Annotated in this window: 23 protein-coding genes; 14 read left to right on the forward strand and 9 right to left on the reverse strand. The window is 71.1% G+C overall.

All coding sequences use genetic code 11. The annotated features are described in order from the left end of the window. The first annotated feature begins 6 nt into the window (after positions 1–6). Entirely contained in the window at positions 7–543 is a 537-nt protein-coding gene (locus MUY14_RS46585; protein WP_247019519.1) for a hypothetical protein, read from the forward strand. Further along, positions 540–1433 carry a hypothetical protein gene (locus MUY14_RS46590; protein WP_247019521.1) on the forward strand — a complete coding sequence of 298 codons (894 nt, stop codon included), beginning with the start codon at positions 540–542 and terminating at the stop codon, positions 1431–1433. Before MUY14_RS46585 ends, MUY14_RS46590 begins: the two co-directional genes overlap by 4 nt. Here the strand turns inward: MUY14_RS46590 and MUY14_RS46595 are convergent. Then, positions 1420–1929, reverse strand: a complete 510-nt coding sequence (locus MUY14_RS46595) for a putative immunity protein (RefSeq protein WP_247019523.1) — start codon at positions 1927–1929, stop codon at positions 1420–1422. The two genes, MUY14_RS46590 and MUY14_RS46595, sit on opposite strands and share 14 nt — an antisense overlap. A 56-nt stretch (positions 1930–1985) precedes the next feature. Further along, a complete protein-coding gene (locus tag MUY14_RS46600) occupies positions 1986–2204 on the reverse strand; it encodes a hypothetical protein (protein ID WP_247019525.1) in 219 nt (72 codons plus the stop codon). A 179-nt stretch (positions 2205–2383) separates the two neighbouring features. Here MUY14_RS46600 and MUY14_RS46605 point away from each other — a divergent pair, with 179 nt between their 5' ends. Next, positions 2384–3355, forward strand: a complete 972-nt coding sequence (locus tag MUY14_RS46605; protein WP_247019527.1) for a response regulator transcription factor — start codon at positions 2384–2386, stop codon at positions 3353–3355. Here the strand turns inward: MUY14_RS46605 and MUY14_RS46610 are convergent. The 5 genes from MUY14_RS46610 to MUY14_RS46630 form a co-directional block, all read right to left on the reverse strand. Continuing rightward, the gene (locus MUY14_RS46610) at positions 3309–4454 is read right to left on the reverse strand and encodes an NAD(P)/FAD-dependent oxidoreductase (protein ID WP_247019529.1); all 1146 of its coding nucleotides are present in this window, start codon (positions 4452–4454) and stop codon (positions 3309–3311) included. The genes MUY14_RS46605 and MUY14_RS46610 overlap by 47 nt on opposite strands. Next, positions 4451–4771 (reverse strand): bifunctional 3-phenylpropionate/cinnamic acid dioxygenase ferredoxin subunit, encoded by a 321-nt coding sequence (locus MUY14_RS46615; protein ID WP_247019531.1) that lies wholly within the window; start codon positions 4769–4771, stop codon positions 4451–4453. Before MUY14_RS46615 ends, MUY14_RS46610 begins: the two co-directional genes overlap by 4 nt. Before the next feature lie 181 nt (positions 4772–4952). Next, positions 4953–6611, reverse strand: a complete 1659-nt coding sequence (gene betA / locus MUY14_RS46620) for a choline dehydrogenase (protein ID WP_247019532.1) — start codon at positions 6609–6611, stop codon at positions 4953–4955. 9 nt (positions 6612–6620) lie between these two features. Next, entirely contained in the window at positions 6621–8180 is a 1560-nt protein-coding gene (locus tag MUY14_RS46625) for an amino acid permease (RefSeq protein WP_247019533.1), read from the reverse strand. Between the two features lie 24 nt (positions 8181–8204). Next, on the reverse strand, positions 8205–9632 hold the full coding sequence (locus MUY14_RS46630; protein WP_247019534.1) for an aldehyde dehydrogenase family protein: 1428 nt from the start codon (positions 9630–9632) through the stop codon (positions 8205–8207). A gap of 91 nt (positions 9633–9723) precedes the next feature. On the opposite strand from MUY14_RS46630, the gene MUY14_RS46635 reads away from it, so the two are divergent. Beyond that, positions 9724–10308, forward strand: a complete 585-nt coding sequence (locus MUY14_RS46635; protein WP_247019535.1) for a TetR/AcrR family transcriptional regulator — start codon at positions 9724–9726, stop codon at positions 10306–10308. 136 nt (positions 10309–10444) lie between these two features. Further along, on the forward strand, positions 10445–11566 hold the full coding sequence (locus MUY14_RS46640) for an aromatic ring-hydroxylating dioxygenase subunit alpha (RefSeq protein ID WP_247019536.1): 1122 nt from the start codon (positions 10445–10447) through the stop codon (positions 11564–11566). Here MUY14_RS46640 and MUY14_RS46645 read toward each other — a convergent pair. Beyond that, positions 11563–12210, reverse strand: coding sequence for a GntR family transcriptional regulator (locus MUY14_RS46645; RefSeq protein ID WP_247019537.1), 648 nt, complete (start codon positions 12208–12210; stop codon positions 11563–11565). The two genes, MUY14_RS46640 and MUY14_RS46645, sit on opposite strands and share 4 nt — an antisense overlap. A 57-nt stretch (positions 12211–12267) precedes the next feature. Here MUY14_RS46645 and glyA point away from each other — a divergent pair, with 57 nt between their 5' ends. From glyA to MUY14_RS46685, 8 genes are all read left to right on the forward strand, one after another. Further along, positions 12268–13542 carry a serine hydroxymethyltransferase gene (glyA, locus tag MUY14_RS46650; protein ID WP_247019538.1) on the forward strand — a complete coding sequence of 425 codons (1275 nt, stop codon included), beginning with the start codon at positions 12268–12270 and terminating at the stop codon, positions 13540–13542. Next, positions 13539–14753, forward strand: a complete 1215-nt coding sequence (locus tag MUY14_RS46655) for a sarcosine oxidase subunit beta family protein (RefSeq protein WP_247019540.1) — start codon at positions 13539–13541, stop codon at positions 14751–14753. Before glyA ends, MUY14_RS46655 begins: the two co-directional genes overlap by 4 nt. A gap of 9 nt (positions 14754–14762) precedes the next feature. Beyond that, entirely contained in the window at positions 14763–15041 is a 279-nt protein-coding gene (locus MUY14_RS46660; protein WP_247019542.1) for a sarcosine oxidase subunit delta, read from the forward strand. Beyond that, the gene (locus MUY14_RS46665; RefSeq protein ID WP_247019543.1) at positions 15038–17575 is read left to right on the forward strand and encodes a 2Fe-2S iron-sulfur cluster-binding protein; all 2538 of its coding nucleotides are present in this window, start codon (positions 15038–15040) and stop codon (positions 17573–17575) included. The genes MUY14_RS46660 and MUY14_RS46665 overlap by 4 nt, the downstream gene beginning before the upstream one ends. Continuing rightward, positions 17565–18038, forward strand: a complete 474-nt coding sequence (locus MUY14_RS46670; RefSeq protein ID WP_247019545.1) for a sarcosine oxidase subunit gamma — start codon at positions 17565–17567, stop codon at positions 18036–18038. Before MUY14_RS46665 ends, MUY14_RS46670 begins: the two co-directional genes overlap by 11 nt. Next, positions 18035–18877 (forward strand): formyltetrahydrofolate deformylase, encoded by an 843-nt coding sequence (gene purU, locus MUY14_RS46675; RefSeq protein WP_247019547.1) that lies wholly within the window; start codon positions 18035–18037, stop codon positions 18875–18877. The genes MUY14_RS46670 and purU overlap by 4 nt, the downstream gene beginning before the upstream one ends. Positions 18878–18888: 11 nt before the next feature. Further along, entirely contained in the window at positions 18889–21315 is a 2427-nt protein-coding gene (locus MUY14_RS46680; protein ID WP_247019549.1) for an FAD-dependent oxidoreductase, read from the forward strand. Positions 21316–21450: 135 nt separating this feature from the next. Next, positions 21451–22764 (forward strand): S1C family serine protease, encoded by a 1314-nt coding sequence (locus tag MUY14_RS46685; RefSeq protein WP_247019550.1) that lies wholly within the window; start codon positions 21451–21453, stop codon positions 22762–22764. Here the strand turns inward: MUY14_RS46685 and MUY14_RS46690 are convergent. Then, the gene (locus MUY14_RS46690; RefSeq protein WP_247019551.1) at positions 22761–23135 is read right to left on the reverse strand and encodes a MarR family winged helix-turn-helix transcriptional regulator; all 375 of its coding nucleotides are present in this window, start codon (positions 23133–23135) and stop codon (positions 22761–22763) included. The two genes, MUY14_RS46685 and MUY14_RS46690, sit on opposite strands and share 4 nt — an antisense overlap. A gap of 86 nt (positions 23136–23221) precedes the next feature. Between MUY14_RS46690 and MUY14_RS46695 the strand changes: the two genes are divergently transcribed. Then, positions 23222–24685 (forward strand): MFS transporter, encoded by a 1464-nt coding sequence (locus MUY14_RS46695; RefSeq protein WP_247019552.1) that lies wholly within the window; start codon positions 23222–23224, stop codon positions 24683–24685. The last annotated feature ends 1 nt before the right edge of the window (position 24686 follow it).

Raw genomic sequence — 24686 nt, forward strand, 5'->3', positions numbered from 1 at the left:
AGGGCCATGGAACAGCCCGGATACCAGACGCGGAACACCGTGCGCGGCGTCGTGTACGGCACGGTCGTCCAAGCCGGCACGGTCGGCGACCTGCACATCGGCGACGTCCACCACCACGCGGAACCCGAGCGGGACTTCCGGGCCGACGGGCTGTGGGCGTTGCGGCGCAAGGACTACGAGGCCGCCGTCGCGGACCTCACCCGGGCGGCACCGGCGGATCCCGAGCTGGACTTCTTCCTCGCGCTGGCGCTGCTGCGCGGCAACCGGCCGCACCGGGTCAGGTCGAGCCGGGAGCTGGCCGAGGTGCGCGACCGGCTCCGGCGCGTCGCGCACCTCCCGCACGCCCGGCTCCTCCTGCTGCTGACCGACGAGGACCGGGGGCGGTGCTGGGAGCGCGGCGGGCCGGTTTCCGGCCTGCTGGCCGAGCTCGTCGCCGCGGCCGATCCCGAAGCCGTGCGGACGATCCTCGACCACGTCACCGCGACGGAGAACCGGGTGTGGCGATTCCTGGCCGAGAGCCAGGGAATGGGGGAGCGGGCATGACGGGCTCCGACTACGGCGAAGACCGCCGGGAAGTCGTCGACCGCTACTTCGCGCCGGTACCGGGCGAGCGGGAACGCCAACGCGTCTGGGGGTTCCTGCTCGGCGGGGCCGCCCTGCTCCTGGTCGGCGTCGCCCTCTCGATGGCGGGTTCCTGGCCGGCCGGGATCCCGCTCGTCATCGGCGGTGGAGTCGCCGTGGTGCGCGGTTTCCCGCTGTTCGAGGCCTACCGCGACGCCCGCGAGGCCGCCCTGCCCAAGCCGCGGGACGCCATCATCGACAAGATCCGCGACCACGAGCTGGCCAAGGTCCGGCTCCGCGCGCTGGACCGGCTCGACCTGACCGCCGAGGACCTCGAACTCGAGCCCGCGGACTGGGACCCGCTGGCCCAGCCCCTCCGCGAGGAGGCCCCGCGCGAGCCGCTGGTCGTCACCGGCCCGGTCCCGACGTCCGGGGCGGTGGTCGGCCGGGACGGCGTCTGGCGGTTCTCGCAGTACGCCGTCCTGGTCATCTGCCCGACCGACTACCACCTGGGGCTCTACCGGTGCGTGATCGACCTGCGGGTGGCCGGCCTGTTCCAGGAAGAGACCCACGAGTACCACTACGCGGACGTGGTGGCCGTCTCGACGGCGATCCGCGAGGGCACCCGCGTCACCGCGCAGATCGCGGACGCCGACGACGGCGACCACCGGTTCGAGCGGACGCTGCTGCACGAGTTCCGGCTGGTCGTCTCGAGCGGGGACCGGAGTGCGATCGTCGTCGGCATCTCCGACGGCCGCCACCCCGACCACCAGGCCCGGCTGGCGGGGACGGGCATCGACCCCGTCGTCCGCGCGGTCCGGGGCATGCTCCGCGACAAGAAGGCGCCCGTCAGGCAGATCAGCCCCCGGTGACGCGCAGGGCCGTCTCCAGCTGCCGGTGCAGTTCGCCGAGGCGGGTGCGGCCCGGCTTGCCGGGTGGGAAGCGGCGCAGCAGTTCGGGGACCTCCGGCGGGGCCTGGGCGAGGGCCCAGCGGAGCTCTGCCTCCGCGTCGCCGCCCGCCAGCTCGCGGGCCGACGCGGCGTGCTGAGCCGGGCCGACGATGTGCTTCACCTGGTGCGGTGACTCCAGCGGGTGCAGGTACGCCGCTCCGGCCGCGGCCACCGCGGCCCGGGCGGCGGAAGACGCGACCGGATCGGTGGTCTCGCCCGCCGCCGCCAGTGCGGCCCAGGCCGTCGTGCGCAGCAGTTTCGTGCGGGCGGCTCCGGCGGCGAACGCCCGCGCCGCGCCGATCGCCGCGCGGGGGCGGTCGTCGCCGGGGACGCGGGCCTCGTACAGCGGCAGGACCCGCGCGGCGCAGGCCGCGGCCCAGCCCGTCAGCGCGCGGAGTTCGTCGAGGGTCAGCTCCATGTGGCTGAAGCGTATCTTTGAAACCCCGGTTGAGGCTTCGGGTGACGACCGTCCGGCTAGGGCGGCGCCGACGGGTGGCGGCGGGCACGCGGGGCGTGGTGGGTGATGTAGTCGGACAGGACGGCGTCGCTGGCCCGGGGTCTGGCCCGGCGCAGCAACATGCGCAGGCCGAGCAGGAACACCACCCGGTCGGCGATCCGCGCGATGCCGTAGATGAGCACGGGTAAACCGGAACCGCCGGCGATGGCAGCCGCGAGGGCGGGGTCCAAGCTCATCACCGGCTCCAGGTGTCCGGACGAGGGGGCCTTGCCATCTTCCCCGAGCGGCCGTCATAATTGCCATAGTTTCTGACGAAGTCGGACGAAATTTCCCATTTCTGTCACACGTTGCTCGCTACGAGGCGGGCGGCGCGCAGCCGGATCTGACGTAGTCTGACGCTGGACGAGGAGATGCCGTGGCGGTGGTCGGCAAGCCGGAAGTGCCGCCAGGGGCACACCGGCGGCTCGTCGACGCACTCCACGAGGTGTACCTGCGCGCGGGAGCGCCCGGCGTGCGCGTGATCGCGCAGCAGGGCGGGGTCAGCCGGGACACCGCCCACCGCGTGCTGGCGAGCGCGGCCCTGCCGACCTGGCCGGCGCTGGAAGCCGTGGTGTCGGCGCTCGACGGCGACATCGGCCGGTTTCGCGCGCTCTGGGCCGAAGCCCGGCGACCGCAGGGGCCGTTGGCGGCCGAGCCGCCCGCGGAGCCGGTCGCCGACGCGAGTTTCCCGGTGCGACTGGTGATCGTCGAAGACCACCCGCTCTACCTGCACGCGATCGTGCAGCTGATGCACTCCGCCGGGCACACGGTCGTGGGCACGGCCGGCAGCGGCGAGGAAGCCGTCTCCGTGGCCCTGGACACGCGGCCCGACCTCATCCTGATGGACCACGGCCTGCGCGGGATGACGGGCATCGACGCGGCCGCGCGGATCCGGTCGGCCGATCCGGCCATCCGGGTGCTGATCGTCACCGCCTGGGCGACCGCCGAACTCACGCTGGAGGCGTTGCGGGCGGGGGCGCAGGGGGTGCTGAGCAAGGACGCGGACGCCGACGCGATAGTCCGAGCGATCGAGACCGTGGTCCGCGGGGAAGTCGCGGTGCCCGCCGAGTTCGCCGCGGTGCCGGTGATCGCGGCGGAACGCCAGGCCGCGCAGCATCAGCTGACCCCACAGGAGTTGCGGGTCCTGCAGGCCGTGGCGGAAGGGCTCACGGATGACGAAATCGCCGACCGGCTCTCGCTGAGCTTGCGCACGGTGCGGCGCTTCCTCGAGCTGATCCGCGGCAAAACCGGCGAGCGCCGTCGCGCGGGGCTGGTGCGGCTCGCCGTCGAGAGCGGGTTGGTCAGACCGCGGCCGGGCGCCGGAGGGCTTGGCGGCGCAGGCGGTTGAACAGCTTCGCGTTGTTCAGCGCGAACACCCCGACCGTCGCGCCGTCGCGCTGGAACGTCGCCACGAACGACGAGGACGCCGGGTCGCCGTCGACGAACGAGAGCGTGTCGTCCGGGCGCGGGTGCCCGGCCAGCTGCAGCGTCCCCGAGTACTGGTCCGACCAGACGTAGCCGCTCGGCTCGTACGTCCGCGTGGTCCGCCCGGCCAGCAGGTTCGCCACCGCGACCGGGGCCTGCTCCGACGCGTTCGTCCAGTGCTCGTGCCGCCGTCCGGCGCCGTCGGCGTGGTAACGGGCGACGTCGCCGACCGCGACCACGGCCGGCAGCGACGTCGCCAGCCCCGCGTCCGTGTGGACGCCGTTGCCGACCGGCAACCCCGAGCCCGCCAGCCAGTCCGTCGCCGGGGCCATGCCGACGCCGGTGACGACCACGTCGGCCGGGATCAGCGAACCGTCGGCCAGGTGGACGCCCGCCTCGGACATGCCCGCCACCGCGACGCCGCAGCGCAGGTCCGTGCCGTGGTCGCGGTGCAGCCGCGCGCACACCGCCGCCAGTTCCGGGCCCAGCACCGGGGCCAGCGGAGCGGGCAGAGCTTCCACGACGACGACGTCGAGACCGAGGGAGCGGCACGTCGAAGCCACTTCGGCCCCGATGAACCCGGCCCCGACGACGACCACGCGGACCCCGGGCACCAGCGCCGCGCGCAGGGCGACGGCGTCGTCGAGCGTCCGCAACACGAAAGCGCCCTCGAAGCCCGGCAGCGTGCGCGCCCGGCCGCCGGTGGCGATGACGACGCCGTCCGCGTGCACCGATCCGCCGTCCGACAGCAGGACCCGGCGGTTCGACGGCTCCAGTGCCGTCGCCCGCACGCCGAGCCGGAAGTCCAGGGCCAGGGACGCGAGGTCGCCCGCGTCGAGCAGTTCCAGGGAAGCGGGCGAAGCGGTCCCGGCCAGGAACGCCTTGGACAGCGGCGGCCGGTCGTAGGGCAGGTGCCGCTCCTCACCGATCAGCACGATCCCGCCGTCGTAACCCTGCGCGCGCAGCTCCTGCGCGGCGCGGACCCCGGCGAGCGAGGCACCGACGACGGCGACCCGCTTCACGCGGCGTCCTCGCCGGCCACGCCCTGGACGTAGACGACGCCGTCGTCGACGAGGACGGGGTAGGTGCGCACCGGGACCTTCGCCGGCAGGCAGGTCGGCATGCCCGTGCGCAGGTCGAACATCGCCGCGTGCAGCGGGCATTCGACGAAGCAGCCCTCGAGCCAGCCGTCGGCCAGGGAGGCGTCCTGGTGGGTGCACGTGTCGTCGATGGCGTACAGCTCCCCGGCTTCGGTGTGGAACACCGCGATGGCGGGAGCCCCGGCGATCCGGACGGACTCACCGGGGGGCAGCTCGTCCACCGTGCATGCGCGAATCATGGGTCCTCCGAGACTGTTGCGCATAGGGGAACATCGACTGTGATCCGCAACAAAGTCTGAATCCCCGGCCAGGCGCCGTCAAGGGGTACGCCCCGGTAGTTTTCGTTACCCGCTAACGGATAACCCGGGCACGTCGAAGGCCCGTACCGAGGATGGCGGTACGGGCGCTGCGACGTCCGGGCTAGTTCTCGCCGTGCCGGTAGAAGGGCAGCTCGACCGGGGCCAGCGGGGTGTTGCCGAGGATCAGGTCGGCGGCCTTCTCGGCGGTCATCATCACCGGCGCGTAGATGTTGCCGTTGGTGATGTAGGGCATGACCGACGCGTCGACCACGCGCAGGCCCTCGGTGCCGTGCACCCGCATCGTCCGCGGGTCGACGACGGACTTCTCGTCCACGCCCATCTTGGCCGTGCACGACGGGTGGAGCGCGGTCTCGGCGTCGCGGGCGACCCAGTCGAGGATCTCCTCGTCGGTCTCCACGGACGGGCCCGGCGAGATTTCGCCGTCGTTGAACGGGTCAAGCGCGGACTGGTTGAGGATCTTCCGCGCCACCCGCACGGCCTCGACCCACTCGCGCCGGTCGGTTTCGGTGGACAGGTAGTTGAACTTGATCGCCGGGTGCTGCCGGGGGTCGGTCGAAGTGATCTTCACCGAGCCGCGGGTGTCGGCGTACATCGGGCCGACGTGCACCTGGTAGCCGTGGCCGCCCGTCGGCGCCGAACCGTCGTAGCGGATCGCCACCGGCAGGAAGTGGAACATCAGGTTCGGGTACTTCACCTCGTCGTTGGACCGGACGAACCCGCCGCCCTCGAAGTGGTTGGTCGCGGCCGGCCCGGAGCGCAGGAACAGCCACTGCGCGCCGATGTAGGGCCGCTTCCACTTCGCCAGCGACGGCTGCATCGACACCGGCTGCTTGCAGGCGTACTGGATGTACACCTCCAGGTGGTCCTGCAGGTTCTCGCCGACCCCAGGCAGGTCCTTGACGACATCGATGCCGAGCTTCTCCAGGTCCGCCGCGTTGCCGACGCCGGACAGCTGCAGCAGCTGCGGGCTGTTGATCGCGCCGCCGCAGAGGATGATCTCCTTGCCGTACACCTCGCCCGGCGCGTTCCGGCCTTGCGCGTACTCGACACCGATCGCGCGCGTGCCGTCGAAGAGGATCTGCGACACGAACGCGTGCGTCTTCACCGTCAGGTTGGGCCGGTTCATCACCGGGTGCAGGTACGCGCCCGCCGCCGACAGCCGCCGTCCTTTCCGGACGTTGCGGTCGAACGCGGCGAAACCCTCCTGCCGGTAGCCGTTGACGTCGTCGGTGCGCGGGTAGCCCGCCTGCTCGGCGGCGTCGAAGAAGGCCTGGAACAACGGGTTCGACGCCGGCCCGCGCTCCAGCTCCAGCGGACCGTCGTGGCCGCGCCACTTCCCGTCCGGTGCGTCCGCCAGGCAGTTTTCCATGCGGTTGAAGTAGGGCAGGCAGTGCGCGTAGTCCCAAGTGGACATCCCCGGGTCGCCGCCCCAGCGCTCGTAGTCCATCGGGTTGCCGCGCTGGAAGATCATCCCGTTGATGCTGGACGACCCGCCGAGCACCTTGCCGCGCGCGTGGTAGATGCGGCGGCGGTTCATGTGCGGCTCGGGCTCGCTGCGGTAGCCCCAGTCGTAGAACTTCGACCCGATCGGAAACGTCAGCGCGGCCGGCATGTGGATGAAGACGTCCCACTTGTAGTCCGACCGGCCCGCTTCCAGGACGAGGACCTTGTTCGCCGGGTCGGCCGAGAGCCGGTTCGCCAGCGCGCAGCCCGCCGAGCCACCGCCGACGATGACGAAGTCGTAGGTATCGGAACTCATGCGTCCTCCTCAGCCGGGCAAGGTGTCCGGGGCGTTGTCGGGCATGTGCTCGGGGCTCGTGTGCGACGAACCCCAGGTGCGGCGCCGGACGTAGAGCATGATCGCACCGATGACCACGATCAGCCCGGTGACGATCACCGCGCCCCACTGGAAGTACCAGTGGTCGTCGCCGTAGACCTCGGCGCGCGGCCAGATCAGGTTCACCGTCATCCCGGCGCCGTAGAGCACCGCGACCAGGTTCACCAGCGTGCCCCAGCGGCCCAGCTTGAAGTACGGGCCGTGCCCGGGACGCGGCCACTGCCCGCGCAGGCGGCGCAGCAGCATCGGGCCGGTGACCATCAGGTAGGGGATGTAGAACAGGATGATCGCCGTCGAGGTCAGGATGAAGAACGCCCGCTGGTTGCCGAGGTTGATCAGCAGCACGACGACGGTGAGGCCGCCGGTGAGCAGCGCCGGCAGCACCGGCGTCTTCGACCGCGGCGACACCTTCGCCATCGCCTTGCTGAACGGCAGCCGGCCGTCGCGGGCCATCGCCCACGCCATCCGGATCGCCGCGGTCTGCACGGCGAGGCAGCACACCGTGATCGCGATCGCCGAGCAGATCAGGAAGGCGTTGCCCAGCCCGGTGCCGAGCGTGCTCTTCAGCAGGTACGGCATGCCGGACGTGCTGAGCTCCTCGGCGTTGATGTCGCCCACGGCCATCATCCCGACCAGCATCACCAGGCCGCCGACGATGAACGACGCCGTGATCGCCCGCAGGATCGCGCGCGGCGCGTGTTTGCGTGGCTGGGTGGTCTCTTCGGCGAGCGAGCCCGCGGTGTCGAAGCCGTAGAAGACGTACGCGCTCATCAGCGACGCCACCAGGAACGCCCCGAGGTACCCGAGTGAGTGACCGTCACCCGTGGCGTGCGTCTCGAAGACCACCTGCGGGCCGCGCTTGATGTGGATCGCCAGCGCGATGATCAGCAGGATGACGGCGGACAGCTCCACCGCGACGCCGAAGTTGTTGATCTTCGCCATCAGCTTGACGCCGATGACGTTCACGATCGTGGCGAACACGACCAGCACCAGCGCCAGGATGATGGCGTTCTGCGCGCCGCCCGGTGTCGACGTCAGCCCGGCGTCGGAGTCGCTGCCGACGATCTGGAACACGGTCGACACCTGCGGCAGGATGATCTGGTAGGCGACCGCGACGGCGCCGGCCGTGACGATCGCGCCGATGATCATGATCCAGCCGGCCAGCCACGACGTCGCGGGCTTCGCGATCTGTTTCGCCCATTGGTACACCGAGCCGGCGAGCGGGAACTGGCCCGCGAGTTCGGCGAAGCAGAGCGCGACGGCGAGCTGGCCGAGGAAGACCAGCGGCCAGGTCCAGATGAACGCCGGCCCGCCCGCGCCGAAGCCGAAGAAGAACAGCTGGAACACGCCGGTCATGATCGAGATGTAGGAGAACCCGGCGGCGAAGCTGGAGAAGGAGCCGAGGGAGCGTTCGAGTTCCTGCCGGTAACCGAACTTTTCGAGGTCGGAGCTGTCGTCGGGGGCGGCGTCCGGCTTTTCCTGTGTGGTCATCGTGGCGTCCTCACGTGGTGGGAGTCATCCCTTGAACCAGTGCTGCGGAACGGGATCGATGTTCTGGTAGACGTGCTTGCTCTCCTGGTACTCCGCGAGCCCGGACGGCCCGAGCTCGCGGCCGATGCCGGACTTCCCGAACCCGCCCCACTCCGCCTGCGGCAGGTAGGGGTGGTAGTCGTTGATCCACACGGTGCCGTGGCGCAGGGCCCCGGCGACGCGCTGGGCGCGGGACGCGTCGGACGTCCACACGGCTCCGGCGAGCCCGTACTCGGTGTCGTTGGCCAGCGCGATCGCGTCGGCCTCTTCGGCGAAGCGTTCCACGGTGACGACCGGGCCGAAGACCTCTTCCCGGACGATCGCCATGTCCCTGGTGCAGTCGGAAAACACGGTGGGGCGCAGGAAGAAACCGTTTTCGTACTCCGGTCCTTCGGGCCGCTTGCCGCCCGCCCGGAGCCGGGCGCCGTCCCGGACAGCGCTTTCGAGGTAGCCCTCGACCTTGGCGCGGTGCTGCGCCGAGACGAGCGGGCCCGTCTCGGTTTCCGGGTCCAGGCCGTTGCCGACCCGGATCTTGTCGGCGCGTGCGGCGAGGTCCGCTACGAACCGGTCATGGATTCCCTCTTGGACGATCAGGCGCGCGCCCGCCGAGCAGACCTGTCCCGAATGGACGAACGCGGCCATCAGCGCGTAGTCCAGGGCGGTGTCGTAGTCGGCGTCGGCGAAGACCACGTTCGGGTTCTTGCCGCCGAGTTCGAGGGCGACCCGGCGGACGCCCTTCGCGGCGGCGGCCATGATCTTCTCGCCGGTCGCGTAGCCGCCGGTGAAGGAGACCAGGTCGACGGCGGGGTGCTCGACCATCGCCGCGCCGACGTGGCCCGGGCCGAGCAGCAGGTTGACGACGCCGGGCGGCGCGCCGGCTTCGTCGAGCAGGGCGACCAGCTTGATCGTGGTCAGCGGCGTGACCTCGCTGGGCTTGAGCACCACGGTGTTGCCCGCGGCGAGGGCGGGCGCGACCTTCCAGGACATCTGCAGCAGCGGGTAGTTCCACGGCGCGATCAGCGCGCAGACGCCGACGGGCTCGTGCACGACCCGGCTGACGACGGTCGCGCTGCCGGCGTCGACCAGCCGGCCGGCGTCCTTGTCCGCGAGGTCGGCGTAGTAGCGGAAGACGTTCGTCACGTCGTCGATGTCGATGCGGCCTTCGCCCAGCGTCTTGCCGGTGTCGAGGCTCTCCGTGCGAGCCAGTTCCTCGCGGTCGCGGACCAGCAGGCCGGCCACGCGGCGGAGCAGTTCGCCACGCTCGGTGGCGGTCGTCCGCCGCCACGGGCCCTCGTCGAAGGCTCTCCGCGCGGCCTGCACGGCGGCGTCGACCTCCTCGCGCCCGGCTACGGCGACCTGCTCGATCACCTCGCCGGTCGCGGGGTTGAGTACGTCGAGGTAACGGTCCGTCATGCCGCCCTTCCCGGATCGGTAGTGGCTGCTGGGTGTCTGGAGTGCGTACATTTGTACGCGAAGCGTGTACAGATGTCCACAAGGGGGCTCGATGGCGAAGAGTGAACCCGGCGCGACGAGGCGCCGCGGTCCGAACGACCCGGACCGGCGGGCCCGGATCGCCAAGGCGGCGATCGAGGTCGTCGCCCAGCGGGGGATCGACGGGGTCACGCACCGCTCGGTCGCGGCGGCGGCCGGTGTCCCGCTCGGCTCGACGACCTACCACTTCGCGACGCTGGACGACCTCCTGGAGGTCGCCCTGCACGAGGCGGCCGAGAAGAACGTCCACGCGCTGAAGGAGTGGGAGTCGGCGCTCCCGCCGGACGCCGACTTCGCCGCGGCGCTCGCCGACCTGGTCATGGGCTACATCAACGAGCAGTACCGCGACACCGTCGTCGAGTACGACCTGTACGTCGCCGCGCTGCACCGGCCGGCGCTGCGCAAGGCGAGCGCGGCCTGGGACGAGGCGCTCATCGCGTTCTTCGGCAGCCGCACGGACCCGCTCACCGGCCGGCTCCTGGCGGGGTTGTTCTGCGGCCTCCTGATGCAGCTGGCGCTGGCCGACCCCCGCCCGGACCGCGCGGAGGTCGAAACCCTGTTCCGCCGGGCGATCAACGGCCCCGCCGCTTGTGGATAAGCCGCACTTTCACGTGAAAGTGCGGCTCGTCCACAGGGTTGACAGCCGCGCGTGGTGGCAGTCACTCTGTTCCGGAGTGAGCAACAAGACGCGTTCTGCGCAACTCCCGAACTGATCCGCGGAGAGGACCACGCCGGTGACCGCAATCGATCTCCCGCCGAGCCTGCTCGCCACGCTGCCGGGTGCCGCCTACACCGACCCGGCGATCTTCGCGCTCGAACAGGCGAAGATCTTCGAGGCGGACTGGTTCTGCGCCGTGCGCAGCGCCGACCTCGCCGGGCCCGGGGCGTTCGAGACCGTGCAGGTCGGCAAGGAGAGCGTGCTCGTCTCACGGGGCCGCGACGGCAAGCTCACCGCGTTCCTCAACGTCTGCCGCCACCGCGGCGCCCGGCTGTGCACGGCGGAAAGCGGGACGGTCAAGCGCGCCTTCCAGTGCCCGTACCACGCCTGGACGTACGGGCTCGACGGCAAGCTGGTCGCCGCGCCCAACCTCACCGGGATGCCGGACGTCGACCGCACCGAGTTCGGCCTCACGAAGGTCCACCTGCGCGAGTGGCTCGGCTACGCCTGGGTCTGCCTGGCCGACGAGCCGCCGCCGTTCGACGGCAGCGTCGTCGCCGCGGTCACCGAACGGCTCGGCGGCGCGGAGGCGATCGAGGCGTACGGCGTCGACGGCCTCGCCCTCGGCAAGCGCATCGATTACGACGTGAAGGCGAACTGGAAGCAGATCATCGAGAACTTCATGGAGTGCTACCACTGCGCGACGATCCACCCCGAGCTCACCGAGGTCCTCCCGGAGTTCGCCGACGGGTACGCCGCGCAGTACTACGTCGGCCACGGCGCCGAGTTCGGCGGTGACGTCCGGGGCTTCACCATCGACGGCAGCGAGGGCGTCGACCGCCTCCCCGGTGTCACCGCGGAGCAGGACCGCAAGTACTACGCCATCACCATCCGCCCGCAGGTGTTCGTCAACCTGGTGCCGGACCACGTGATCCTGCACCGGATGTTCCCGCTGGCCCCGGACCGGACGCTGGTGCGGTGCGACTGGCTGTACCTGCCCGGCGTCGTCGAGTCCGGCCGAGACCTTTCCCGCTCGGTCGAGCTCTTCCACCGCGTCAACCTGCAGGACTTCGAGGCGTGCGAACGCTGCCAGCTCGCGATGGACTCGCGCTCCTACGTCAACGGCGGGGTGCTCGTGCCCAGCGAGCACCACATCGGCGAGTTCCACGACTGGGTCCGCGGGCGGTTGAGCCGCTAGATCAGTGCCCGGATGGCGGCCTCGAACCCGGTGACGTGCGCCAGCGTCAGCGCGGCCGCCTTCTCGGCGTCGCCCTCGATGATCGCGGTGAGGAGCGGGACGTGCTCGTCGACGTGGCCGGCCATCCCGGACAGCCGGGGTACGAACACGCCCCAGATCCGGGTCGCGAGGTTGTCGTACCGGATCAGGGTGTCCTCGAGGAACGGGTTGTGCACGCACCGGTAGATCGCCCGGTGCAGGGCGAGGTCGGTGCGCAGCAGTTCCGCGTTGTCCCCGGCCGGGACGCCGGCGTCGAGCCGCGCGCGCAGCTCGGTCAGGGTCGCGCGGTCGGCCGCGGTCGCGCGACCGGCCGCGGCGGCCGTCGCCATCGGCTCCAGGGTGCGCCGGACCTCGGAGATGTGCGCGAGGTCGGAGATGTTGACGTCGGTGGCGAACGTCCCGCGCCGCGGGTAGGCGACGACCAGCCGCTCGGACTCCAGGCGTTTGAGCGCCTCGCGGATCGGCGTGCGGCCCATGCCGAGCGCGGTGCCGAGCTCCTCTTCGTTGATGGGCGAGCCCGGCGGGATGTCGAGCATGACGAGCCGGTCGCGGGCGAACTGGTACGCCTGTTCGGCCAGTGAGGGGGGATTGACCTGGGGGTGCACGCCGCTTAGCCTACATCGACGATTGATATATCAGAAGTCGACCACGAAAGGTTCGCCATGACCGCGACGCTCGGCTCAGCGCTCAACCGGTCCCTGGCCGACTACGACCCGGCAGTGGCCGAAGCGATCGGTGCCGAGCTGCACCGGCAGCGGACGACGCTCGAGATGATCGCTTCCGAGAACTTCGCCCCGCTCAGCGTGCTGCAGGCCCAGGGCTCGGTGCTCACGAACAAGTACGCCGAGGGCTACCCGGGCCGCCGTTACTACGGCGGTTGCGAGCACGTCGACGTCCTCGAATCGCTGGCCATCGACCGGGTCAAGGCCCTGTTCGGCGCGGGCTTCGCCAACGTCCAGCCGCACTCGGGCGCCCAGGCCAACGCCGCCGCGATGGCCGCGCTGCTCAAGCCGGGCGACAAGATCCTCGGCCTCTCGCTCGCCCACGGCGGGCACCTGACGCACGGCATGCGGATCAACTTCTCCGGCCTGCTCTACGACGTCGCCGCGTACGAAGTGTCCGAAAAGGACTACCGCGTGGACCTGGCCGAGGTCGCGCGGCTGGCGCGTGAGCACCGGCCCGAGCTGATCATCGCCGGCTGGTCCGCGTACCCCCGGCACTTGGACTTCGCCCGTTTCCGCGAGATCGCCGACGAGGTCGGCGCGTACCTGATGGTCGACATGGCGCACTTCGCCGGCCTGGTCGCGGCGGGCCTGCACCCCTCGCCGGTCCCGCACGCGCACGTCACGACGACGACCACGCACAAGACCCTCGGCGGCCCGCGCGGCGGCGTGGTCCTGACGAACGACGCGGGCCTGGCCAAGAAGGTCAATTCCGCCGTCTTCCCCGGTCAGCAGGGTGGCCCGCTCGAACACGTCATCGCGGCCAAGGCCGTCGCGTTCAAGATGGCGGCCGAGCCGGAGTTCGCCGAACGCCAGCAGCGGACCGTGCGTGGCGCGAAGATCCTGGCCGGGCGGCTGCTGACCGAGCCGGGGATCTCGGTGCTGACCGGCGGCACCGATGTCCACCTGGTGCTCGTCGACCTGCGCGGCTCCGAGCTGGACGGCAAGCAGGCCGAGGACCGGCTGCACGAGGTCGGCATCACGGTGAACCGCAACGCCGTCCCGTTCGACCCGCGGCCGCCGATGGTCACTTCCGGCCTGCGGATCGGCACCCCGGCGCTGGCCACCCGCGGGTTCGGGGACGCCGAGTTCCGCGAGGCCGCCGACGTCATCGTTGAGGCGCTCAAGCCCGGCCGCGACGTCGAACGGCTGCGGGCCCGCGTCACCGCGCTCGCCGAAGCGTTCCCGCTGTACCCCTCGGAGGAGACCCGATGACCGACCTGCCGGAGCACCCGGACTTCCTGTGGGACGACCCCGAGCCGAAGAAGACCTACGACGTCGTCGTGGTCGGCGGCGGCGGGCACGGGCTCGCCACCGCGTACTACCTGGCCAAGGTGCACGGCATCACGAACATCGCCGTCCTGGAGAAGGGCTGGCTCGCCGGCGGGAACATGGCCCGCAACACCACGATCATCCGCTCCAACTACCTCTGGGACGAGAGCTCCGGCATCTACGAGCACTCCCTCAAGCTGTGGGAAGGGCTCGAAGAGGACCTCGGCTACCCGATCCTGTTCAGCCAGCGCGGGGTGCTGAACCTGGCGCACAGCCTGCAGGACGTCCGCGACAGCGTCCGCCGCGTCGAAGCCAACAAGCTCAACGGCATCGACGCCGAGTGGGTGGACGCCGACGGCGTCAAGGAGCTCTGCCCGATCGTCAACACCGCGCCGGACGTGCGCTACCCGGTGCTCGGCGCGACCTTCCAGCCCCGCGCGGGCATCGCCAAGCACGACTACGTGGCCTGGGGTTTCGCCCGAGCCGCGCACGAAATGGGCGTGGACCTGATCCAGAACTGCGAGGTCACCGGCATCTCCACAGTGGACGGCCGGGTCGCCGGCGTCGAGACGACGCGGGGCCGGATCGCCGCGGGGAAGGTGGCGCTGTGCGCGGCCGGGCACACGTCGGTGCTGGCGCGCATGGTCGGCCTGGACCTGCCGCTGACGTCGCACCCGTTGCAGGCGCTGGTCTCCGAACTGCTGGAGCCGATCCACCCGACGGTCGTCATGTCGAACGCCGTGCACGTCTACGTTTCCCAAGCGCACAAGGGTGAACTCGTGATGGGCGCGGGCATCGACAGCTACAACGGCTACGGCCAGCGCGGCTCGTTCCACATCATCGAGGAGCAGATGGCGGCCGCGCTCGAGCTGTTCCCGGTGTTCGCGCGGGCGCACCTGCTGCGGACGTGGGCCGGGATCGTCGACGTCAGCCCGGACGCGTCGCCGATCGTCGGGCTCACCCCGGTGGAGAACCTGTTCCTCAACTGCGGCTGGGGCACCGGCGGCTTCAAGGCCACGCCCGGGGTCGGCGACGTCTTCGCCGCGACCATCGCGCGGGGCAAGCCGCACGAGTACGCCGAACCCTTCACCCTCGACCGGTTCACCACCGGTGCCCTCGTCGACGAGCACGGCGCCGCCGCCGTGGCCCACTAGGAGCCCTTGATGCAGCTCATTCCGTGCCCGTGGTGCGGGCCACGCGAGGAAGCCGAATTCCACTACGGCGGCCAAGCACACGTCGCCTACCCGGCGGACCCGTCGGCACTGTCCGATGAGGACTGGGCGAAGTTCGTCTTCTTCCGCGAGAACCCGAGCGGACCGTTTGCCGAGCGCTGGAGCCACTCCGCGGGCTGCCGCCGGTGGTTCAACGCCGTCCGCGACACCCGCACCCACGACCTGAAGGCGGTCTACCGCCTCGACGAGCCCCGGCCGGTGATCTCATGACCCGGCTCTCCGGCGTCCCGCTCAAGTTCACCTTCGACGGCCGCGAGCTGACCGGTTTCCTCGGTGACACCCTGGCGTCAGCGTTGCTGGCCAACGGCATCCACCAGGTTGCGACCAGCATCACCCACGGGCGGCCGCGCGGTATCTTCGCCGCCGGCGTCGAGGACTCGAACGCCTTGGTGCAGATCGAAAAGCCGTTCCCGGAGCCGATGCTGTCGGCGACGACGGTCGAGCTGTACGACGGCCTGGCGGCCCGCGGCCTGCGCGGTCAGGGCCGGCTCGCCACCGAACCGGACCCGGCGCGGTACGACGCCAAGCACGCCCACTGCGACGTCCTGGTCATCGGCGCCGGCCCCGCCGGGCTCGCCGCCGCCCGCGCCGCCTCCGGCCGGGTCCTGCTCGTGGACGACCAGCCCGGCGGCGAAGCTCCCGATGGCGTCCGGTTCCTCTCGCGCACCACGGCGTTCGGCGTCTACGACGACGGGTTCGTGCTGGCCTTGGAGCGCCGGGGCGAGCCCGCCGCGCCCGAACGGATCTCGCGGCAGCGCGTGTGGCGGATCCGGGCGAAGCGGATCGTCATCGCGACCGGCGCCCACGAGCGGCCGATCGTGTTCCCGGACAACGACCGCCCGGGCATCATGCTCGCCGGGGCCGCGCGCACGTACCTGAACCGCTACGGCGTCCTGGCCGGGCGGCGGGTGGTCGTGTTCACCACCAACGACTCCGCGCTCGACGCCGCCTCCGACCTGGCCGCGGCCGGCGCCGAGATCGTGCGGATCGTCGACGCCCGCGAGGGCTACGGCGTCATCGGCACCGACGGCGGCTCCCACATCACCGCCGCCCACGTGGCGAAGCTGGGCTCGCTGGAAGGCGAGCGGGTGCCGTGCGACCTGCTGCTCGTGTCCGGCGGCTGGAACCCGGTCGTGCACCTCTACAGCCAAGCCCGCGGCACCCTCCGGTACGACGCCGGGCTGGGTGCGTACGTCCCGGACGGCTCACTCCCGGACGTGAGCGTCGTGGGGGCCGCCGCGGGGGAGGGGCTGCCGGAGACGATGGTGCTCTGGCAGGTGCCCGCCCCGGAGGCGCAAGTGGACACGCGGTTCGTGGACCAGCAGCGCGACGCCACCGTGTCCGACGTTCTGCGCGCCACCGGTGCCGGACTGCGGTCGCTGGAGCACATCAAGCGCTACACGACCATCGGCACCGCGCACGACCAGGGCAAGACGTCCGGCGTGCTCGCCGCCGGCATCACCGCCGAGGCCCTCGGCATCGACCTGGCGACGCAGCGCCCCACGACGTTCCGGCCGCCGTACACGCCGGTGCCGTTCGCCGCGCTGGCCGGGCGCCACCGCGGCGAGCTGCACGACCCCGTGCGCGTCACCACGATCCACCCGTGGCACGTCGAGCACGGCGCCCAGTTCGAGAACGTCGGGCAGTGGAAGCGCCCGTGGTACTACCCGCGGCCCGGCGAGTCGATGCACGACGCCGTGCGGCGCGAATGCCGCGCCGCGCGCACGGACGTCGCGCTGATGGACGGGTCCACCCTGGGCAAGATCGACGTCCAGGGCCCGGACGCCGGGTGGTTCCTCGACATGCTCTACACGAACGTGATGAGCACCCTGAAGGTCGGCCGCATCCGCTACGGCGTGATGTGCGGGCTCGACGGCATGGTGATCGACGACGGCACGGTCATCCGCATCGCCGAGAACCGCTTCCTGCTCACCACGACGACCGGCAACGCGGCGATGGTCCTCGAGTGGATGGAGGAGTGGCTGCAGACGGAATGGCCGCACCTGAACGTGTTCGCGACGTCGGTCACCGAACACTGGACCACCATTCCCCTGGTCGGCCCGCGCTCGCGGGAAGTCCTCGGCCGTCTGGCGCCGGACCTCGACGTCTCCAACGAGGCCTTCGGGTTCATGACCTGGCAGGACGCCGAAGTCGCCGGGCTCGCCGCGCGGGTCTGCCGGATCAGCTTCTCCGGCGAGCTGGCCTACGAGATCAACGTTCCGTCGTGGCACGGACCCGCGCTCTGGCAGTCCCTGGTGGACGAAGGAGCGACACCGTACGGCACCGAGACCATGCACGTCCTGCGCGCCGAGAAGGGCTATCCGATCATCGGCCAGGACACCGACGGCACGGTCACCCCGCAGGACCTCGGCATGTCCTGGGTGGTGTCGAAGAAGAAGACCGACTTCATCGGCAAGCGCTCCTTCGCCCGTGCCGAGAACAACCGCCCCGACCGCAAGCAGTTCGTCGGTTTGCTCCCGGTCGACCCTTCGGTGCTGCTGCCGGAAGGTTCGCAGATCATCGAGTCCGACGTCGTGCCCGAACCGCCGGTGCGGATGCTCGGCCACGTCACCTCCAGCTACGACAGCGCCGCCCTCGGCCGCACCTTCGCGCTGGCGTTGGTGCGGTCGGGCCGCGAGCGCATCGGCGAGACGCTGTACGTGCCGGTCGGCGACCGGGTCGTGCCGGTGACCGTCACCGAATCCGTCCTCTTCGACAAGGAAGGAGCCCGCCGTGACGGTTGACGCGGTCGACGAACCGTTCCGCACCCAGCTCACCGTGCGCCTCCGCGCCGGGCGCACGTTGCTCGGCGTCGCCCTGCCCGCCCCGTGCACGTTCACCAGCGGCAACGGCGTCGACATCCTCTGGATGGGCCCCGACGAGTACCTGGTCCTGGGACCCGCACTTTCACGTGAAAGTGCCGACCTGGAAGCCGCACTTTCACGTGAAAGTGCGGCCGTCGTGGACGTGTCGGCGCAGCGCAACGTCGTGCGGCTGACCGGGGCGCACGCCCGGGACGTCCTGGCGCACGGGTGCTCGATCGATCTCGAGACGGCGCCGCCGGGGACCTGTGTGCAGACCCTCCTGGCGCGGACGGGGATCGTGCTCATGGTCCGGGAAGAAGGCTTCACGATCCTCGTGCGGCAGTCCTTTTCGGACTACTTCCACGCGTGGCTGGCCGACGCCAGCCGGGAGTACGTCTCATGACTTTCACCCTGACGCTCAAGTGCCCCGAACGCTCGGGCATCGTGCACGCCGTCACGACGTTCCTCGTCGGGCAGGGCTGCGACATCGTCGAGCACCAGCAGTTCGACGACGACGTCCGCGGCTCGCTGTTCCTGCGCACGTCGTTCACCTGCACCGAACCGGCCACAGTGGACGACCTCACCCGCGCGTTCGCCCCGGTGGCCGGCGACTTCGGGATGGAGTTCGGGTTCTCCGGCGGCACGCCGCCCCGGATCCTCGTGATGGTGTCGAAGTTCGGGCACTGCCTCAACGACCTGCTCTTCCGCTGGCGCGCGGGCGGCCTCGGCGCCGAGATCGCCGTGGTCGTCTCGAACCACGAAGACCTGCGCCCGATGGCGGAGGCGGCGGGCGTCCCGTTCGTGCACGTCCCGGTCACGGCGGACACCAAGGCGGAAGCCGAGCAGCGGCTGCTCGACCTGGTCGGGGAGTACGAGGCCGACCTCGTCGTGCTCGCGCGGTACATGCAGGTGCTCTCCGACGGGCTCTGCCGCAAGCTCGAAGGCCGCGCGATCAACATCCACCACTCGTTCCTGCCCGGTTTCAAGGGCGCCAAGCCCTACCACCAGGCCTACGACCGCGGCGTCAAGTACGTCGGCGCGACCGCGCACTACGTCACGCCCGACCTCGACGAGGGCCCGATCATCGAGCAGGAGGTCCAGCGCGTCGACCACACGTACTCACCGCGCGAGCTCGTGACCGTCGGCCGCGACGCCGAAGCCCTCGCCCTCTCGCGCGCGGTCCGCTGGCACTGCGAACGCCGCGTCCTGCTCAACGGCAACAGCACCGTCGTCTTCCGGTAAAGGAGTCCGCCATGAGCGCACCGAAAGTCGTGATCATCGGCGCCGGCATCGTCGGCGCGAACCTGGCCGACGAGCTGACCGCCCGCGGCTGGTCCGACGTCACCGTGCTCGACCGCGGCCCGCTGCCGCGCACCGGCGGGTCGACGTCGCACGCGCCCGGCCTGGTGTTCCAGACCAACGCGTCCAAGGCGATGACGGACTTCGCGCGGTACACCGTCGAGAAGTTCCTGACCCTGGACTGCTTCCTGCCGGTCGGCGGCATGGAGGTCGCGACGACGCCGGCCCGCTGGGAGGACCTCAAGCGCAAGCACGGCTGGGCGACGTCGTGGGGCGTGCCCGGGCAGCTGATCGACGCCGCCGAGTGCGTCCACCGCTGGCCGCTCCTCGACGGCTCGCAGGTGTTCGGCGCGCTGCACACCCCGACCGACGGGCTGGCGCGCGCGGCGAAGGCCGTCGAGGTGCTGGCCGCGCGGGCGACCGGGCGGGGAGCCCGGTTCATCGGGTCCACCACGGTCACCGACGTCCGGCAGGAGCGCGGGCGGGTCACCGGCGTCCGGACCGACCAGGGCGACTTCCCCGCCGACGTCGTCGTTTCCTGCGCCGGGTTCTGGGGCCGGGAGATCGGCGCGATGGCGGGCATGGACGTCCCGCTGCTGCCGCTGGCGCACCAGTACGCGAAGACCGGGCCGGTCGCCGAACTCGCCGGGCGCAACACCGAGGAGGTCGAGGCGAGCCTGCCGATCCTGCGGCACCAGGACCAGGACCTGTACTTCCGCGAGCACGTCGACCGGATCGGCATCGGCTCCTACGCGCACCGGCCGATGCCGGTCGAGGAGTCCACATTGGACCACTCGGTGACGGAGACGGCGATGCCGTCGATGCTGCCGTTCACCGAGGACGACTTCGCGCCGTCGTGGGAGCAGAGCAAGCTGCTGCTGCCCGCGCTGCGGCAGACCAAGGTCGAGGAGGGCTTCAACGGCATCTTCTCCTTCACCCCGGACGGCCAGTCGCTGGTCGGCGAATCGGCCGACGTCCGCGGGTTCTGGCTGGCCGAGGCGATCTGGGTGACGCACTCGGCGGGCATCGCGAAGGCGGTCGCCGAACTGCTCGTCGCCGGGCATTCCGAAGTGGACACCCACGAGATCGACGTCCACCGCTTCGAGGACGTCCAGCTCGCGCCCTCGTACGTGCGGGAGACCGCGCAGCAGAGCTTCGTCGAGGTCTACGACGTCCTGCACCCTTTGCAGCCCAAGCTTTCCCCGCGCGACCTGCGCGTGACGCCGTTCCACGCCCGGCAGCGCGAGCTGGGCGCGGTGTTCCTGGAGGCGGGCGGCTGGGAGCGGCCGCACTGGTTCGAGGCCAACGCGCCGCTGCTGAAGAAGCTGCCGCACGACGCGCTGCCGCCGGCCAGGGACGCGTGGTCGGCGCAGTTCCACTCGCCGATCGCGGCGGCCGAGGCGTGGCACACGCGCAACGGCGTGGCGCTGTACGACATGACGCCGTTGAAGCGCGTGGAGATCAGCGGGCCGGGGTCCCTGGCGTTCCTGCAGTCGCTGACCACGAACCAGCTCGACAAGTCGGTCGGCTCGGTGACCTACACGCTGATGCTCGACCAGGCGGGCGGCATCCGCAGCGACGTCACGGTGGCGCGGCTCGCACCGGAGCTGTTCCAGGTCGGGATCAACGGGAACATCGACGTCGACCACTTCGTCAAGCACGCGCCGCCCGGGGTTCAGGTGCGGGACACCACCGGCGGGACGTGCTGCGTCGGCGTCTGGGGCCCGCTGGCGCGGGACCTCGTGCAGCCGTTGAGCGCCGAGGACTTCTCGCACACCGGGCTGAAGTACTTCCGGGCGCGCCGGGCGCGGATCGCCGGGGTGCCGGTGGTCGCGATACGACTGTCCTATGTGGGCGAACTGGGCTGGGAGATCTACACGAGCGCGGACAACGGCCTGCGGCTGTGGGACGCGCTGTGGGCGGCCGGGCAGCCGCTCGGGGTGATCGCGGCCGGGCGGGCGGCCTTCAACAGCCTGCGGCTGGAGAAGGGCTACCGGCTGTGGGGCACCGACATGACGACCGAGCACGACCCGTACGAGGCCGGCGTGGGCTTCGCGGTGCGCCCGGCGAAGGGGGAGTTCCTGGGCCGGGACGCGATCGAGGGCCGGACGCCGTCGCGGCGGTTGCGGTGCCTGACGATCGACGACGGCCGCACGGTGGTGCTGGGCAAGGAACCGGTGTTCGTCGACGGCGTGGCTTCGGGCTACGTCACGAGCGCGGCGTACGGGTACACCGTGGGGCGGCCGATCGCCTACGCGTGGCTCCCGGCGTCGGCGGACGTCGGCAGCAGCGTGGAGATCGAGTACTTCGGCCGCCGGGTCGCGGCCACGGTGGCCGCCGAGCCGCTGGTCGACCCCGGCATGGAGCGGATCCGGCGGTGAGGGTGACCCGGGGGTGGTTACCGGCTGGGGGCGCCGGGTAAATCCACAGCAAGTCCATGGAAACGCGCCAGGAAATTCTCAGGAACCCGGCGTTTCCTGGAGGGGCCGGAGGCTTGTCGAGGGCTGGAGCTGTGCATGAGCGAGTACGACCGAGAACCGCGAGGCGACGGGTACCCGTACGGCTACTACCAGCAACCCGGCGGCCGGCAGTACTACGGCCAGCCCGCCGACCAGCAGTACTACGGCCGGCAGCAGTACTACGACCAGCCCCGTGACCAGTGGGGACGTCCGTACCCGCAGTACGCGCAGCCGATGTACCCGCCGCCGCCCGTGCCGGCGCCACCGCGGCGGCACCCGCTGCGGGCGCTGAGCCTCACCGTGGTCGCGATCGCCCTGGCCGTGGTCGCCGGCCTCGGCATCGGGCACCTGATCGCGGACGCGAACAGCCCCGCCGCGAGCGGCAACCAGAACTTCGGCTTTTCCGGCCGGCCCAGCGCGTCGCAGACGACCCTCGACGTCGCCGCCGTGTCGGCCAAGGTCAACCCGGCGATCGTGAACGTCGAAACCGAGCTCGGCCTGCAGGGCGCGGCCGCGGCGGGCACCGGCATCGTGCTGACGCCGGACGGCGAGGTGCTCACCAACAACCACGTCGTCGCCGGGGCGACCAGCATCAAGGTCACCAGCATCGGCACCGGCGACACCTACACGGCGGACGTCGTCGGCTACAGCCGCAGCGAAGACGTCGCGGTCCTGCAGCTGCGGAAGGCGTCCGGCCTGCCCACCGCCGTCATCGGCGACTCGTCGAAGGTCGCGGTCGGCGACCAGATCCTCGGCCTCGGCAACGCGGGCGGCAAGGGCGGCGACCCGGTGCCCGCACCCGGCACGGTGACCGCGCTCGACCAGTCGATCACGGCGTCCGACGAGTCCAGCGGCTCGTCCGAGCAGCTCAAGGGCCTGATCCAGGTCCGGGCGAACATCGAGTCGGGCGATTCCGGCGGCCCGCTGGTCAACGCGGACGCGCAGGTCATCGGCGTCGACACGGCCGCGTCCACCGGCTACCAGCTCAACGGCCGCCGCAGCGGCGGCGCCGGCCAGGGCTTCGCGATCCCGATCAACCAGGCCGTCGACATCGCCCACCGGATCGTCGCGGGCACGGCGTCGGACACGATCCACATCGGCAAGACGGCCTTCATCGGCGTCTCGGTCACCGACGGTCAGAGCGGCGCCCAGATCCGCCAGGTGGTCCCGCGCGGCCCGGCGCAGAAGGCGGGCCTGGCGGCGGGCGACGTCATCACGGCCATCGACGGCCGGCCGGTCGATTCCGCGACGACCTTGACGAACGTGCTGGACACCCACCACCCGGACGACCAGCTCACCTTGACGGTGACCACCGCGGGCGGCGCCCAGCGGCAGGTCCCGGTGACGGCGATCGAAGGCCCGGTCGGCTAGCGCAGGGTCTCGTTCAGCACTTCGCGGTGCGTCCGCTTCGCCGCGAGGTAGCGCTCGCGGCCCGCGTCGGTGATCGTCACGAAGATGCCGCGCCGGTCCACGTCGCACAGCGCGCGCTCGACCAGGCCTTCCTTCTCCAGCCGGGCGACCAGCCTCGAAGTGGCGCTCTGGCTCAGGTGGATGGCGCCGGTCAGGTCGGCCGAGCGGCACTTGAAGTCGCAGGTCGCGAGGCGCTCGAGGGCCTCGAACTCGTTCGCGCCGATCCCGTGGCGCTCCTGCAGGCGGCACTCGAGCGTGCTGAACACGGCCGAATAGCGCGCCAGCAGCTCGTGCCACTCCTGCACCAGGCCTTGCTCAGCGACGTCGCTCACGGCGACCAACCTAGCATGCACGAACATCAGATGCAAACACATTAAATGCTTAGACATTAGATGCGTGTGCATGTACTGTCGCCGGCATGAGCTCTTCCGTGTCCTTGTCCACCACCTCCACTCGGTGGGACGCACGTCTCTGGGGTGTCCTGCTCACCGTTTCGATCGTCATCGGCCTCGACGCGCTCGACGTGTCGATGGTCGGGGTCGCGCTGCCCGCCATCCAGGCCGACCTCGGTCTGTCCACCAACGCGCTGCAATGGGTCGTCAGCGGCTACGTCCTGGGCTACGGCGGTCTGCTGCTGCTCGGCGGCCGCACCGCCGACCTGCTCGGCCGCCGCCGCGTGTTCCTCGTCGCCGTCGCGGTGTTCGCGCTGGCCTCGCTGCTCGGCGGGCTCGTCGACGACGGCGCGCTGCTCATCGCCAGCCGGTTCATCAAGGGCCTGGCCGCTGCGTTCACGGCGCCGGCCGCGCTGTCCATCATCACCACGACGTTCCAGGAGGGCCCGGCCCGCAACAAGGCGATCAGCATCTTCGCCGTGTTCGGCGCGAGCGGGTACTCCGCCGGCCTGGTGTTCTCCGGCCTGCTGACCGAGGTCGGCTGGCGCTGGACGTTCCTGCTCCCCGCGCCGATCGCGCTGGTCGCGTTCGCCGCCGCGTGGAAGCTGATCCCGTCCTACCTGCGTGAAGAAGGCCGCGGGTACGACTTCCCGGGTGCCATCACCGGTGCCGCCGGTTCACTGCTGCTGGTGTTCGGCGTCGTCGAAGCGCCGGCGATCGGGTGGGCCGCACCCCGCACGCTCATCACGTTCCTCGTCGCGCTGGCCCTGCTGGTGACGTTCGTGGTCATCGAGAAGCGCAGCCCGCACCCGCTGTTGCGCCTCGGCATCCTGCGCGCGGGCCCGCTGGCCCGCGCCAACCTCGGCGGCGCGCTGTTCTTCGGCGCGTACATCGGGTTCCAGTTCGTCGTGATGCTCTACCTGCAGCGGGTGCTCGGCTGGTCCGCCCTGCAGACGGCGCTGGGCTTCCTGCCCGCCGCCCTGATCGTGGCGTTCGGCTCGCCGCGCATCGAGCCGCTGATCGACCGCGTGGGCACCCCGCGCACGATCTTCGCGGGCGTCGTCGCCCACGTCCTCGGCTACGCGCTGTTCCTGCGGGTCGACGAGCACTCGGGTTACGCGGGCTTCGTCCTGCCCAGCATGATCCTGCTCGGCATCGGCTTCACGCTGGCGTTCTCGTCGCTCAACATCCAGGGCACGAACGGCGTCGCCGACCACGAGCAGGGCCTGGCCGGCGGCCTGCTGAACACGTCCCTGCAGGTGGGTGGCGCGATCGGCCTGGCGGTGGTGACGGCGGTCCTGACCGCCAACGGCGGCGGCGAAGCCTCCCCGGCCGCGCTGCTGACCGGGCTGACCCCGGCGTTGAGCGTGGTCACCGGCATCGCGGTGCTGGGCCTGCTGATCGCGCTCAGCGGCCTGGTCGCCCGCAAGCGCCCGGCTCCCGAGCCGGAGCCGGTCCCCGAGGGTGACCTCCTGGCCCTCGCCGACTGAC

It is taken from the genome of Amycolatopsis sp. FBCC-B4732 (assembly GCF_023008405.1).
In the GTDB taxonomy this organism is placed as follows: Bacteria; Actinomycetota; Actinomycetes; order Mycobacteriales; family Pseudonocardiaceae; genus Amycolatopsis; species Amycolatopsis pretoriensis_A.

Coding starts and splice junctions, on each gene's coding strand:
- MUY14_RS46585 (WP_247019519.1), top strand. CDS start 7: ATGGAACAGCCCGGATACCAGACGCGGAACACCGTGCGCGGCGTCGTG.
- MUY14_RS46590 (WP_247019521.1), top strand. CDS start 540: ATGACGGGCTCCGACTACGGCGAAGACCGCCGGGAAGTCGTCGACCGC.
- MUY14_RS46595 (WP_247019523.1), bottom strand. CDS start 1,929: ATGGAGCTGACCCTCGACGAACTCCGCGCGCTGACGGGCTGGGCCGCG.
- MUY14_RS46600 (WP_247019525.1), bottom strand. CDS start 2,204: ATGAGCTTGGACCCCGCCCTCGCGGCTGCCATCGCCGGCGGTTCCGGT.
- MUY14_RS46615 (WP_247019531.1), bottom strand. CDS start 4,771: ATGATTCGCGCATGCACGGTGGACGAGCTGCCCCCCGGTGAGTCCGTC.
- betA (WP_247019532.1), bottom strand. CDS start 6,611: ATGAGTTCCGATACCTACGACTTCGTCATCGTCGGCGGTGGCTCGGCG.
- MUY14_RS46625 (WP_247019533.1), bottom strand. CDS start 8,180: ATGACCACACAGGAAAAGCCGGACGCCGCCCCCGACGACAGCTCCGAC.
- MUY14_RS46630 (WP_247019534.1), bottom strand. CDS start 9,632: ATGACGGACCGTTACCTCGACGTACTCAACCCCGCGACCGGCGAGGTG.
- MUY14_RS46635 (WP_247019535.1), top strand. CDS start 9,724: ATGGCGAAGAGTGAACCCGGCGCGACGAGGCGCCGCGGTCCGAACGAC.
- glyA (WP_247019538.1), top strand. CDS start 12,268: ATGACCGCGACGCTCGGCTCAGCGCTCAACCGGTCCCTGGCCGACTAC.
- MUY14_RS46655 (WP_247019540.1), top strand. CDS start 13,539: ATGACCGACCTGCCGGAGCACCCGGACTTCCTGTGGGACGACCCCGAG.
- MUY14_RS46660 (WP_247019542.1), top strand. CDS start 14,763: ATGCAGCTCATTCCGTGCCCGTGGTGCGGGCCACGCGAGGAAGCCGAA.
- MUY14_RS46665 (WP_247019543.1), top strand. CDS start 15,038: ATGACCCGGCTCTCCGGCGTCCCGCTCAAGTTCACCTTCGACGGCCGC.
- purU (WP_247019547.1), top strand. CDS start 18,035: ATGACTTTCACCCTGACGCTCAAGTGCCCCGAACGCTCGGGCATCGTG.
- MUY14_RS46680 (WP_247019549.1), top strand. CDS start 18,889: ATGAGCGCACCGAAAGTCGTGATCATCGGCGCCGGCATCGTCGGCGCG.
- MUY14_RS46685 (WP_247019550.1), top strand. CDS start 21,451: ATGAGCGAGTACGACCGAGAACCGCGAGGCGACGGGTACCCGTACGGC.
- MUY14_RS46695 (WP_247019552.1), top strand. CDS start 23,222: ATGAGCTCTTCCGTGTCCTTGTCCACCACCTCCACTCGGTGGGACGCA.